At 51.0% G+C, this 12,881-nt stretch carries 14 protein-coding genes and 1 pseudogene; 3 read left to right on the forward strand and 12 right to left on the reverse strand.

Annotated features, from left to right (window positions below):
• Positions 1-14 precede the first annotated feature (14 nt).
• A pseudogene (locus E3U44_RS01175) lies at positions 15-1,186 on the reverse strand (RNA-guided endonuclease InsQ/TnpB family protein).
• Between the two features lie 55 nt (positions 1,187-1,241).
• On the opposite strand from E3U44_RS01175, the gene tnpA reads away from it, so the two are divergent.
• Positions 1,242-1,670: an IS200/IS605 family transposase gene (gene tnpA, locus E3U44_RS01180; protein ID WP_134356286.1), complete on the forward strand. Its 429-nt coding sequence runs from the start codon at positions 1,242-1,244 to the stop codon at positions 1,668-1,670.
• A 378-nt stretch (positions 1,671-2,048) separates the two neighbouring features.
• Here tnpA and E3U44_RS01190 read toward each other — a convergent pair whose 3' ends face one another.
• The 10 genes from E3U44_RS01190 to suhB all read right to left on the reverse strand — a co-directional run bounded on the left by E3U44_RS01190 (position 2,049) and on the right by suhB (position 10,152).
• On the reverse strand, positions 2,049-2,312 hold the full coding sequence (locus tag E3U44_RS01190) for a type II toxin-antitoxin system RelE family toxin (RefSeq protein WP_134356287.1): 264 nt from the start codon (positions 2,310-2,312) through the stop codon (positions 2,049-2,051).
• On the reverse strand, positions 2,290-2,511 hold the full coding sequence (locus E3U44_RS01195) for a ribbon-helix-helix protein, CopG family (protein WP_134356288.1): 222 nt from the start codon (positions 2,509-2,511) through the stop codon (positions 2,290-2,292). Before E3U44_RS01195 ends, E3U44_RS01190 begins: the two co-directional genes overlap by 23 nt.
• Positions 2,512-2,623: 112 nt before the next feature.
• Entirely contained in the window at positions 2,624-3,187 is a 564-nt protein-coding gene (locus E3U44_RS01200) for a Uma2 family endonuclease (RefSeq protein ID WP_134356289.1), read from the reverse strand.
• A gap of 39 nt (positions 3,188-3,226) precedes the next feature.
• Positions 3,227-3,637 carry a type II toxin-antitoxin system VapC family toxin gene (locus E3U44_RS01205; protein WP_134356290.1) on the reverse strand — a complete coding sequence of 137 codons (411 nt, stop codon included), beginning with the start codon at positions 3,635-3,637 and terminating at the stop codon, positions 3,227-3,229.
• Positions 3,634-3,903: an AbrB/MazE/SpoVT family DNA-binding domain-containing protein gene (locus tag E3U44_RS01210; RefSeq protein ID WP_134356291.1), complete on the reverse strand. Its 270-nt coding sequence runs from the start codon at positions 3,901-3,903 to the stop codon at positions 3,634-3,636. The genes E3U44_RS01205 and E3U44_RS01210 overlap by 4 nt, the downstream gene beginning before the upstream one ends.
• 228 nt (positions 3,904-4,131) lie before the next feature.
• On the reverse strand, positions 4,132-5,466 hold the full coding sequence (locus tag E3U44_RS01215; RefSeq protein ID WP_134356292.1) for a sigma-54-dependent transcriptional regulator: 1,335 nt from the start codon (positions 5,464-5,466) through the stop codon (positions 4,132-4,134).
• Positions 5,463-7,112 (reverse strand): two-component system sensor histidine kinase NtrB, encoded by a 1,650-nt coding sequence (locus E3U44_RS01220; protein WP_240761683.1) that lies wholly within the window; start codon positions 7,110-7,112, stop codon positions 5,463-5,465. The genes E3U44_RS01215 and E3U44_RS01220 overlap by 4 nt, the downstream gene beginning before the upstream one ends.
• Positions 7,075-7,302, reverse strand: a complete 228-nt coding sequence (locus E3U44_RS20250) for a PP0621 family protein (protein WP_134356294.1) — start codon at positions 7,300-7,302, stop codon at positions 7,075-7,077. The genes E3U44_RS01220 and E3U44_RS20250 overlap by 38 nt, the downstream gene beginning before the upstream one ends.
• A 3-nt stretch (positions 7,303-7,305) precedes the next feature.
• Entirely contained in the window at positions 7,306-9,135 is a 1,830-nt protein-coding gene (gene typA / locus E3U44_RS01230; RefSeq protein WP_134356295.1) for a translational GTPase TypA, read from the reverse strand.
• 219 nt (positions 9,136-9,354) lie between these two features.
• Complete coding sequence (gene suhB / locus E3U44_RS01235; RefSeq protein ID WP_134356296.1) at positions 9,355-10,152, reverse strand: inositol-1-monophosphatase; 798 nt, start codon at positions 10,150-10,152, stop codon at positions 9,355-9,357.
• A 363-nt stretch (positions 10,153-10,515) separates the two neighbouring features.
• Between suhB and E3U44_RS01240 the strand changes: the two genes are divergently transcribed.
• Positions 10,516-10,827, forward strand: a complete 312-nt coding sequence (locus tag E3U44_RS01240; RefSeq protein WP_134356297.1) for an Lpp/OprI family alanine-zipper lipoprotein — start codon at positions 10,516-10,518, stop codon at positions 10,825-10,827.
• 77 nt (positions 10,828-10,904) lie between these two features.
• Here E3U44_RS01240 and E3U44_RS01245 read toward each other — a convergent pair whose 3' ends face one another.
• Positions 10,905-11,876 (reverse strand): L,D-transpeptidase family protein, encoded by a 972-nt coding sequence (locus E3U44_RS01245; protein ID WP_134356298.1) that lies wholly within the window; start codon positions 11,874-11,876, stop codon positions 10,905-10,907.
• Between the two features lie 95 nt (positions 11,877-11,971).
• Between E3U44_RS01245 and E3U44_RS01250 the strand changes: the two genes are divergently transcribed.
• A complete protein-coding gene (locus E3U44_RS01250) occupies positions 11,972-12,757 on the forward strand; it encodes an outer membrane protein assembly factor BamD (RefSeq protein ID WP_134356299.1) in 786 nt (261 codons plus the stop codon).
• Positions 12,758-12,881 lie beyond the last annotated feature (124 nt).

Here is a 12,881-nt window from a genome sequence, read left to right on the forward strand (position 1 = left end):
AGGCTTCCAACTTCTTAGGCAGCAACCGGCACGTGGCCGGATTTACGCAAGCCTCCATTGGCAGGCACCGACAGTCCTTCGGCGCGTAATTTCAAAATACCCTGCTGGCGGATATTGACCGCGGCATTGATGTCGCGGTCATGCTCCGCTGTGCAAGCAGGGCATGTCCAGCTACGAACCTTCAATGGCAGCGACTCGGCCTTATGGCCACAACAGGAACAGGTCTTGGAGCTGGCAAACCATTGGTCGATCTTGACCAGATGCTTTCCCTGTTCCTTAGCCTTGTACTCCAGCTTTTTTATCAGGCCGTACCAACCGGCATCTGCAATATGCTTCGCCAGCTTGCGGTTCTTCAGCATGTTTTTCACTTTTAATCTCTCGACTACCACCGCTTGGTTTTCGCCAATGAGTTGTCGGGACAGTTTGTGCTGGAAATCTGCACGGGTACTCGCAACACGCTCATGGGCCTTAGCGAGCTTCAGACGTGCTTTCATACCTCCCTTGCTGCCTTTCTGGCAGCGGGGGATAAGGCTTTCTGTTTGCGGCGCATATTGGCCTGCGCACGTTTCAGGAAGCGCGGATTAGCCGTCTTGTTGCCGTTGGAGTCGATAGCAAGATGGGTCAACCCCATATCAACACCCAGCACTGTACTCACAGTTCGCAGAGGTGCAGAAGCCTCCGAACCGTCCTCTACCAACAGCGAGGCATAGTATTTGCCGGTGACGGTACGGGACAACGTGATGCTTTTCAGTGTACCAGCAATATCCCGATGAATCCGGGCTTTGATCGGTTCTAGCTTCGGCACTTTAATCCATCCCTCACCTGCTTTAACGCTCATGCAGTGGTAGCTCGACTGTTTGCCGTGTTTGCGCTTGAACTTCGGGTAACGGGCAGCGAGCTTTGGATCAAAGAAGTTCTGAAACGCTTTATCCAGATTGAGGCAGACTTGCTGGAGGGTGATAGAATCGAAGCCACTCAGCCAGTGGTATTTGCGTGACTTCTTAGCCACCGCCAGCAGAGGCTTTAGGTCTTTCTTCGCCTTCAGTTTCAAGCCGTGGCGTCTGTATTGTGAGCCGATGATGTGCAGGGCCTTGTTGTACACGAACCGCGTAGCACCAAACTGGCGGTTTAGAAATCCCGCCTGTTCGGGTGTGGGATAAATGCGTACCTTTGTGGCCTTTAACATTTCAGTGCTCACAGATAGAATTCTTTAATTATAAACCACAAAAGGCCATTTTCAAGTGAGTGTACAAGAGAAAAGCCACCTTTCGAACTATCTTCGGAAGCGCCACAGCGTCACCAAGCTCGTTGTACATTTAGTGTTTACCACCAAGTTCCGCCGTAAGCTGTTTGATGCTCAAATGATCGAGCAACTGCGGGAGGCTTTTGGGTCAGCCTGCGAGAAGTTGGAGTGCAATCTGTTAGAAATGGAGGGTGAAACCGACCATGTTCACCTGCTCATAGCCTACCCGCCAAAGCTGGCAGTCAGTGTATTAGTGAACAACTTGAAATCCGTCTCGTCACGCCGGATATGCATACTCAACACACATATACCCCGGCAGAGTAAAAGTGCTGCGTTGTGGTCACGCTCGTACTTTGCTTGCAGCGCCGGGGGTGCGACTATTGAAACTTTAAGAGAGTACGTGCAAAGCCAAGTCACACCTGAATAGAACCGCTGCGCGGTTCCCGCTTGTATCCCCGCCCGATTGGGCGAGAGTTTACGCGGGATTTTGCTAAGAAATAAGCGTATCTACCAATATTCTAACCAAATTTATTCTGTCGATTTACCCATAGCATCTTTCCAGCTTTAGTAGGCTGGAATAAGCGTGAGCGTTTCCGGAAAAACCCTGACGGCGTAGACCTTCGGCAATGTCTTTATCCATTTCCTCTAGGGGTTTGGCTTTGCCTTGATAAAGAGACTTAAATGGTGGCTTCCGGCAATAAACACGATGAGACACACTCCCCTTCCCCAAGGCGCAAAATTTTTGGATACCCTTCCAATGGGGGTTCCAAGAAAATTTCCAACCGCTGTGCTTTTTTCTTGCCCATTACCGCGAACGGCGGTAGGCGTCACGACGATGCCGAACCCGGACAACCAAAACAGTTAATTTGCCGCCATCGATTTCGTAAATCACACGGTATTCACCAACGCGAATCCGCCGAAGGCCACTCAGCTCTCCCTTTAATAAGCTACCCCGGTAAGGGTTAACCGCTAGCTTGTCAATAGCATGGATGAGGCGTTCACACTGGGGTTTGTCTATCCTAGCCAGCTCCCTGCGAGCACTGCCTTTAATCCTGAGCAAGTAGCCCACGTTTTACATCTTCCCATTCTAGGACCGGGTCGTTTGGATCCTGGAGACGTTCGAGGGCTATATGCAGATCATCAAAGTCCTCAAGATAACGCTCTATGGCATCACGCACGATCTCCGCTCGAGAGCGTTTTAATATACGCGCTGCTTCTTCTAAGGACTGGAGAACCTCATCGGGAAGCCGGGTAGTAATTTGAGGCATAAAAACACCATTGGGATGCATTGAATGTCAATGCATCCCATTATAGGGTCTGTTTACAAGCTTAACCACTCAATCGGTAGGTTTCGCTCCCCTCAACCCACCCTTGGCATTATCAGTCTAGGAGGGCTTCTGCCCAGTGAATGATTGCCCCTGGCAATAAGCCCGGTGCAACCCGCTCCCCTCGCCCAGGGCGCAGGATTTTTTTATACCCTTCCGATGAGGGATCTAAAAAAATTTCCAACCGCCGTGCTTTTAAATCAAACAACCAGGTTTCCGGGATCTGGTGGCAAGCATAGAGAGGAATCTTTACCTCTCGATCATAGGCCACTGAGGTTTCCGCTACTTCCACCAACAAAAGCACATCCTGAACCTGGGGATGAACCCGGCGATAAAAATCGGACCGGGGTTTTAGAAGCATCAGATCGGGTTGGGGTTCCGAGTAATCACTAAGCCGAAGGGGGTTCTGAATATCAAGCATGGCGGCCTCCCCCAGGTGGGGAGCAAAAGAATGCAATAAATAGCGCACACAGGCGGCGTGGGCACTTCCAATCGGCGCCATATCAATGATTTCCCCCTCAATCATTTCCACTCTGTCATCTTCTGACAGAATACCGATCTCCCCCATTTTGTGATAGTCATCAACGGTCAAACGGTGTTTTTGTAGTGTAACGGTCATGAGGGACTCCCCTCCTTTAAAGACCACGCTGTCTGCTCTCTATTTCTTGGCCGAGATTGCTTCTTCCACAGGTACGACAGGATCTCCTTGGGCGCGCACACGACCAGAGAATTTGGCATCGAAGGTATAGAAGGCACTAACAGCTCCAGCGCTCGCAAAATGCATGGCATCGGCAAAATCTAACCCTTTCCGATAGAGTTCCAATGCGAGAGAAACCTCGCCCGGCGATTCGATTCGCACATTAGGTAAACCGAGGATATGACGCATAGCCCTCAATACTGCCTCGAGCGATAGCTCATAAACAGCTTCCAAAACCCATCCTAGCTCTAGCAGTACCGTTTTAGTCACCAAAATCTCATTGGAACCAAGCAGCTCCATTGCCTGCCGTGCCTGGATCTCATCGTCATTGGTCACGTAGCGTACCAGCACGTTGGTATCTACAGCGATCATCTTTTTTCCTTTTTGGACCAACGCCGGCGTAGGCTTTCGGCAATGCCTTTATCCATTTCCTCTAGGGATTTCGCTTTGCCTTGATAATCCGTACAACCTAGTCCTTCTTCCAAACGGCTGGGAGGAAAAGGTTTTAGAGGTCTCAAAATAATGCTATCGCCTTGCTCCTCAACAATAAATTCCGTTCCGGCATCCCAATGATGTGCCGCCCGAATAGACTTGGGGATAATCACTTGCCCTTTACTGGAGAGGCGGGTCGTCTCCATGATGCTTCCTTTTGGATAAGACTATGTAAGATAAAATCTTACCGGCCTTCTTTGAGAAAAGCAAAATCCACCTAACCAGCATAAAAAGAAAGGGGGATAAGTTTATCGGCGCTTATTCGAAACCTAATTGCTGAACCCCCAAACGGGACACTTGGTGAAAAACCAGATCCACTGGAAAAACTTACCGGCACCCTAGCGCTGCGGTGATAAAAAAACCAGGCTGCCAACTTACTCCAACTCCAACTTTTTTAAACGGTAACGCAAAGCCCGAAAGGTAATGCCAAGAAGCTTGGCGGCAGCGGTCTTGTTATAATGGGTTTGTTCCAAAGCCTGGAGAATGGCCTGCCTTTCCACGCCTTCTAAACACTCTTCCAACGAACCTACCGGCAGGGAGGTTGGGGCACTGGGGGGTTCCGCCTTAGGTAGGTGCAAATCTTTGGCCGCAATGATCTCGGATTCACACAAGGTCATGGCGCGCTCGAGGATATTTTCCAACTCTCGGACATTGCCCGGGAAAGGGTAAACTTGTAGCGCTTCTAGGGCATCAGGAGTCAACTTAGGACAAGTGATTTGATTAATCCCGGCAAGCTTACTCAAAATATGCTCGGCCAACTGGGGAATATCGCTGGCCCGCTGTCTTAAGGGCGGAACAGGCAATTCAATGACATTAAGCCGGTAGAAGAGATCCTGACGGAAGCTACCTTCCTTGACTAAGGCGGCTAAGTCCTTGTGGGTAGCACAGAGAATACGCACATCCACGAAGATTTCTTTTTCGCTGCCAATAGGCCGCACATTCTTTTCCTGGATAGCCCGCAGAAGTTTAACCTGCATAGGTAAAGGTAAGTCGGCCACCTCATCCAAAAACAGGGTGCCTCCATTGGCGGCTTGAAATAACCCCCGCTTGTCATGGGTAGCGCCGGTAAAGCTGCCCTTTTTATGGCCGAAAAACTCGCTTTCCATCAGCTCATTGGGGATAGCGCCACAGTTTACCGGCACAAAGGGCGCTTCCAAGCGAGGCCCTTGCTCATGGATAAGCCTGGCGACCAGTTCCTTGCCGGTGCCCGATTCACCGCTAATGTAGACCGGCGCTTGGCTCCGTGCCAGCTTGGCGATTTTGGAGCGTACCGCCCGCATGGCAGCCGACTCGCCTAGTAACCGGTAGCGGGTCCGCCGCTCTTTTTGGGGATAACGAAGCGGGAGTCTAAGGGCTGCATGGGTCAGATTACGAAGCGCCTGCAAGTCCACCGGTTTAGAGATAAAATCAAAAGCACCCGACTTCAAAGCGTCAACTGCGGTCTCCACACTGCCATGAGCCGTAATCACCGCGACCGGAGTCTCCGGGTAATGCTGGCCAATGAGCCTAACCAGCTCGATACCATCCCCATCTGGAAGGCGCATATCCGTCAGGCAGAGATCAAAGGAATGTTGCTGCAAATATTGGCGGGCTTCGGCAAGATTAACCGCCTTTTGACAGGCCACACCCATGGGCGCCAGGGTGAGTTCAAGTAACTCTAAAATATCCGGCTCATCGTCCACAAGAAGGGCCAAGGGACATTCTTTCATGCGGCATTCGCCCCCACACCCAGGGGGGCAAAGCAGAGTCGGAAGCAGCTTCCCCCTCCGGGAACGGGACGGTACTCCAAGCTGGCGTCATTACACTCGGAAAGTTCTCGAGCCAAATAAAGCCCCAGCCCGGTACCTGCGCCTTGGGTGGTGAAAAAGGGTTCGAATATTTTGTCTACCGCCTCCTCAGGGATACCCGGCCCCCTATCAATCACATCCAAAAAAACCTGGCCGCTATTGGCTTTGATCCCCACTGAAATTTGCAGACAGGGAGAGCCGTCTGAGTCTTGGGAATACCGCCGGGCATTGTCACAAAGATTCCACAGTATCTGGTGAAGTTGGGAAAGATCCGCATGAACCTGGATCTTTCCCGGGTCTACCCGGAGCACCACCGCTGATCGGTCAATCCTATGGGTACGGCAGAACTCCGCTAGAAAATGCAGCAACCAGGGTTTGAGAAGCAATGCTTCCCGGCGGCTAGGCTTCCGGCGGCTAAGCTGTAAAACATTTTTGATAATGCCATTTACCCGCCCACAGTGATTCAGAATAATCTCCAATAACCGCCGCTCACGTGGGTTTAAGGTGGAAGATTCCCTGAGGAGCTGACTGGCATGGCTAATCGCACCCAAGGGATTGCGAATCTCATGGGCAATGCTCGCCGTGAGACGTCCTAGGGAAGCCAGCTTCAATTGCTGGGCCTGGCGCGCCAGAACTGAAGTGTCTTCTAAAAAAATCAGGGTCCCATAGGGAGCCCCCAGACTGATGAATTTAGGTAATATCTCGGCCTGTTCTAAGGCCGACTGAAAAGCTTTAGGTTGATAAGAGTGTTGTCCTTTCCTCCAGCGGGCAAGCTGCTCAGCCAGGGGGGGCACCACCATGGCCAGGGGATCGCCTTCCCGCCCCGGTTTCAGTCCTAATAGCTCCTGCCCGGCCTGATTGATAAGCCGGATGGTCTCCTCCCTATCCACCACCAGGACTCCAGATTGCAAGCGCTGAATAATATAGCCATTGAGCTGGCTGATATTCGCAAGGTCCAGGCTTCGTTGAGCCGCCAGGGCTTCGCTTTCTCGAATCCGCGCCGCCAAAACCTGCGCCAATAGGGCCGTCGCAAAAAGGGTGGCCCCTAACAAACCTGCCTGAGTATAGTGAACAGCGTCAAAATCACGGGACACCAGGGAGTAAGACTGCTCAAACAATACCGCCAATGTCGCGAGGGCAGCGAGGGCACTGGCGGTACGCCCCACGGTTAAAATACCCCCGGCGGCAATGACCACCACCAACAACATCCCTAGGCCACTGGGCGCGCCACCGCTAGTATGCATCAACAGGGTGATGGCACCGATGTCCAAGGACAACTGCAACAAAACTTGGAAATAAAACCCGCCAATCCGGGCGATAGTCGCCACACTGAGGGCAATGGCGGCAGCCCCATAAACAAGGCAAGTGATGACAAATAGATCGGGTTGAGACTGGCCAAGAAAACTTGGGCCGATATCGGTAATGACTACCCCTAGAAGCAAAAAAACAATCAGCAAACGATAGACGCAAAAAACAGCTAGCGGCCGCCAGGCGGGGATTAGATTTTGGTCCTTGAGCGCAGTGGTTATCTTAGTTTTTATCCCTCTTCGCCAATTCACGGTGTTCACGGCAACAAAAATTGTTCCTGTCCTCTGTCAGAGCTTCGCCCTCTGGAAGGAAAACCCCACAGTAGGCGCAGCGAACCATATGTCGGGGATCTGTTTCTTGAGTCTTTCGGCCAGATTGATAATCCTTTAGCAACTTTCTTAGAAATAAATAGGCGAATAACACGATCAAGACAAAAAGTAATAATCGCATTCGCTATTCCCCCACGGCTATCTTGCTTCGCGCTGCTCGCTTTCTCTCATGTTCCAGCAGTAATTTTTTGCGCAAACGAATATGCTTAGGCGTCACCTCCACCAATTCGTCCTCATCAATAAACTCTAATGCTTGTTCCAAGCTAAGCTGCAAGGGAGGAGTTAGGAGGATGTTCTCATCGCTTCCTGCCGCCCGGATATTGGTAAGTTGCTTGGCTTTCATGGGATTGACCACCAAATCGTTTTCCCGTGAATGAATGCCTACAATCATCCCTTCGTAAACTTCGGTACCTGGTCCGATAAAAAGCCGGCCCCGCTCTTGGAGGTTAAAGAGGGCATACCCCAAAGCTTTACCCACACCGTTGGCCACTAGAACCCCATTCTTGCGGTGAACCACCGCGCCCTTTTTAATGGCGCCGTAATGGTCGAAAACATGGTATATCAACCCGGTGCCGGAAGTCGCAGTCAGAAATTCGGTCTGAAAGCCGATGAGTCCCCGAGATGGAATGGAATACTCCAAGCGCACCCGGCCCTTGCCATCGGGAACCATGTCCGCGAGTTCCCCTTTGCGCTCACCGAGTTTTTCCATGACTGCGCCCTGGTGTTGCTCCTCCACATCCACCACCAGCTGTTCATAGGGCTCACACAGTTCACCCTCAATTTCCTTGACAATCACCTCGGGCCGAGATACGCCCAGTTCATACCCTTCCCGTCGCATATTCTCGATCAAGATGGAAAGGTGGAGTTCGCCACGCCCAGAAACCTTGAATTTATCCGGGTCATCGCTCTCCTCAACCCGCAGGGCGACGTTATGGATCAACTCCCGGAGCAAGCGCTCCCGCAACTGACGGCTGGTCACATACTTTCCGTCCCGACCGGCAAAAGGGGAATTATTGACTTGAAAGGTCATGCTCACCGTAGGTTCATCCACCGTTAGAGGCGGCAAGCCCTCAACCTGGGCAGGATCACAGAGAGTATCGGAGATCCGCAGATTCTCGATCCCCGAAATCGCGATAATATCCCCCGCTCTAGCTTCAGGAATTTCAACCCGCTCAAGCCCTCTAAAGCCCATGACTTGAAGCACCCGTCCCTTACGTCGACGCCCTTCCCGGTCTAAGATTTCCATTGGGGTGTTGGTTTTTACCGTACCCCGTTGAATACGACCAATCCCGATAACCCCCACATAGGGACTATAATCCAAACTGCTAATTTGCATTTGGAAAGGACCCGCCAAGTCCACCTGAGGAGGAGGAACCTGTTGGACAATGGTCTGAAAGAGAGGAGTCAGATCTCCCGTGTCTACCTCCGGCGTCAATCCCCCATAGCCCTGAAGCGCCGACGCATAAACCACCGGGAAATCTAGCTGTTCGTCCGTGGCACCAAGCCGATCAAATAAATCAAAAGTTTGATCCAATACCCAATTTGGACGGCTGCCCGGCCGATCGATTTTATTAATCACGACAATAGGACGAAGGCCCAGGGCAAAAGCCTTCTGGGTGACAAAACGGGTCTGGGGCATGGGACCATCCACTGCATCAACCAGCAATAGCACGGAGTCCACCATAGATAGGACCCGTTCCACCTCGCCCCCAAAATCCGCATGGCCAGGGGTATCCACAATATTAATCCGGTAGCCGTTCCACTCAATGGCGGTATTTTTAGCCAGGATGGTGATTCCCCGCTCCCGTTCGAGATCATTGGAGTCGAGTACCCGTTCAGCGACGGTCTCCCACTCACCAAAAGTACCCGATTGCTTCAGTAGCTGATCAACCAGGGTGGTTTTGCCATGATCCACATGGGCGATGATAGCGATATTACGAAGTTTATCGACCATAGGTAACAACCGATTTATGAATTTACCTTGATAAAAAGATGAAATCTGTGAAATAGAGAGCAATGTAGGGGCATTGCTCCAGGCATGATAACCCTCTTCTGTTAATACCCGGGTTAACCTGGATAATTCATGAGATCACTACAAGGGCACTAAGAGCACAAAGCAATCAAAAGGAGAAATAACTTGGCGTTAATGGCTAGACGGTTGAACGGATAAGAATCACCGCGCAAGCCCCTCCACCAGCAAAGGTTGAATAGTTTGAAGGATAGCCTTATGAACTGAAAGATTTCCAGCCACCACATTGCCGGTGGTTAAGAAATCGTGGCCTCCAGAAAAATCAGTGATAATACCCCCTGCTTCCTGAATAAGCAGCGCCCCGGCAGCCATGTCCCACTCGGCAAGGCTGAGCTCCCAAAACCCATCCAAGCGTCCAGCCGCCACATAGGCCAAATCTAAAGATGCCGCACCTGGCCGGCGGATACCGGCGGTATCACGAAACAAAGCCTTAAAAGTGGCTAAATAGCAATCCAAATAGTGGTGCTTTTTAAAAGGAAAACCTGTCCCCAATAAGGCGCCTTCTAGCCCTTTTTGTGGGCTTACCCGTATGCGCCGCTCATTAAGTTGAGCCCCACTACCTCGGGATGCTGTAAAGAGCTCCTGTCGTAGGGGATCATAAATGACGGCATGCTGCAAACGACCTTTATGTTTTACCGCAATAGAGATGGCAAACTGGGGAAACCCATGCAAAAAGTTAGTTGTCCCATCCAAGGGATCGATCACCCAAACGGTATCATCCCCCGCCTGTACTCCCCCTTCCTCGGCTAGAATCCCATGGCTAGGATAGGCTTTACGGATGGTGCCGACAATTTCCCGCTCAGCCAGCCGATCGACGTCACTGACAAAGTCGTTGCGATCCTTTATCGTCACCTCAAGGTGATCGACTCGGTCTAGAGAGCGTACAATCAGGTTACCGGCACTGCGCGCCGCGCGCACTGCAATATTAAGGAGGGGATGCATGAATAGAGCCTTTTTGAAGACGCGGGTTAAAAATCAAACGGTCCGGCATTCCTAATTGATAAGGGCCAGCCCTGGTTTAGTATAGCGCAATTCCTCCCCTAGCTAAAGTCAGGGAAGACATTGCGGAGGGTCTATAAACCCAGCTTGAACTCGCCTGTTCAAGGAAAAACAAGCCCTTGACAGAGGGAAATGGAGATATTCTCGTATAGCAATAAGTTGTTGCTGTAACTACAAGACTCTTATTGGACTTTTTCCATGTTTCCTGCTAATTTTCATAGGGGCTCCTTTAAGAGAACAATTAATGCTTTCAACCCTACCCTCTCCACAACAATTTCTCCCAAAAATAATTAAGGAGGTTCTGCAATGAAAAAAGGCTTTAGTAACGTCTTGAAATTAAGTACTGCTATAACCCTTTTGGTGCTGCTTGGCGCCTGTGCCGGTACAGCCCGGGTGGAACAGCTAGAATCCCTAGTCCAAGAAGCGCAAAGCGCGGCTGATGAAGCTCAAACCGCTGCCCGCAATGCCCAAAGGGCTGCCGATTCTGCCACACAAAGGGCTGAAGATGCCTCCGCCAGAGCTGATGACGCCCAGCGGACAGCTGATGAGGCCTTCCAGGCAGTTACTGAATGTTGCGCTAAAGTCGATCGCATGTTTGAAAAAGCCATGAGCAAATAAGCATGCTTGCTTGTCTAACCTGGATGTTGCGCTGGTTGAGGCCAACATCCGGGTTAGATGGTATTTCAACCACTCTACTAGAGGGCCTCCTCAGCCCCAACCTCACCTACCTGAGTAGCGATTCCCGTACGCTCATCAGCGACACGCTTAGCCGCCTCCCAATGCATTTCAGGAATGGGTTTTTCAGTGGCAGCAACGATGGTTGCCACCATGTTAGTCAATCCACCCCCTTCCGGGTTCTCCAGTTCTGGAAGGGGAACATGGGCCTCAAGATAAAGTATGGTGTCCTTGATCCCGGCTTTAAAGGGCTGATAAACAATATTGACCGAAACCCCCACCTTAACCTGAGCAAAGAGGCTGGCAATATCTTCCGGGTAGAGCCGTATACAGCCATGGCTTACGCGCATTCCTACTCCCCAAGGACGGTTGGTGCCATGAATCAAATATCCTGGCATACCCAAGCGTAAGGCGAACTTTCCAAGAGGATTATCAGGCCCTGGGGGGACCACTTTCGGTAAGGGATCCCCGTTAGCTTTATGCTCTGCCCGTATCGACTCGGGTGGAATCCAAGTGGGGTTCTTCTTCTTGCTAATGACCGAAGTCTTCCCTAAGGGGGTCGACCAACCTTCTCGTCCAATGCCGATAGGATGGGTCACCACGACTCCTGGCTGTCCCAGTTGAGATTCCGGAAAATAATATAACCGCATCTCAGCAAGGTTGATAACAATCCCTCTGCGGGGAGCCTGGGGCAACACATACTGTGTGGGGACTACGACCGGACTGCCTTCCTTAGGTAGCCAGGGATCGATATTGGGATTGGCGGCTTTAATTTCACGGTAACCCACATCATAGCGGCGAGCGATATCCAACAAAGTCTCGGAGGCTTTTGCAGGCACGATAAAGTTGCGTCCCACCACAGACTCCCCTGATGAGGGCAATACAAAAGTGGCCGCCGAAACAGCACTCGTCCATAAGATGCTGACAGCTATCATAGTCACATAAAAATTGACAATAGCAGTAATAAGAGGAGTTATTTTTAATTTGAACATAAAAAGCTTACTTTTCTTAGTAAAGAGCCTCAACTCTCCCTGACCTTACTCACTATGAGCTTTGCTCCTGCGCCTAGTTGGGGTAATCTAACGGTATGCGAATTTTTTACTTTCTTTCTCTATGTCTCGTCCTCTGGCTCGGAGGTTGTTCCTGGCTTAGCAAACCCCAAGAACAGCCAGAAAGTGACTGGAATGTTGAACAATACTATTCCGAAGCCAAAGCTGCACTTAATGCCGGCGATTACCAACAGGCAATTACTCTTTATGAGCAATTAGAGGCCCGTTACCCCTTTGGCGTTTATGCCCAACAAGCATTGCTAGAATCCGCTTATGCCTATTACAAATTCGATGAGCCGGAATCGGCAATTGCGGCATTAGACCGTTTTATTCGTCTTTATCCTCTCAATCCCCATATGGATTACGCCCATTATCTTAAAGGATTGGTAAATTTCCATCGCGGGATTGGGCTTATCGAAAAATATATTCCTCGGGATGAATCCCAGCGGGACCCCGAATCGGCCCGGGATGCCTTAAAGGATTTCAGAACCTTAGTAAAGCGCTTCCCCGACAGCCAGTATGCCAAAGATGGCGCTCAGCGCATTGTCTACTTGCGCAATCGGCTAGCCCAGCATGAAATTAACGTCGCTCAGTATTATATGCGACGAGGCGCCTATATTGGTGCCATTAACCGGGCCAAATATGTTGTGGAGAATTATCAACGCACTCCCATCGTACCTGAGGCCCTAACTATTATGGCCCGAGGCTACAAGGTCCTGGGCTTAGATGAGTTGGCGGGAGATACCCTGCGGGTATTAGAAACCAACTTCCCAGGCCATCCTGGCATTGCCCAGGCCAGGCAAATCAAAATAATAGAGCAATAGAACCCCGCTGGTTTGACCAGCGGGGTTCGTGCAACTTGCCCACCTATCTTCTTGCCTGTTGGCTTAATCCGTAACCTCCCTGCCCTATTGGGAGAGGCTTCCAGCTTCGCAGGCCGTTGCTGAG

Origin of the sequence: Nitrosococcus wardiae (assembly GCF_004421105.1) — a bacterium.
In the GTDB taxonomy this organism is placed as follows: Bacteria; Pseudomonadota; Gammaproteobacteria; order Nitrosococcales; family Nitrosococcaceae; genus Nitrosococcus; species Nitrosococcus wardiae.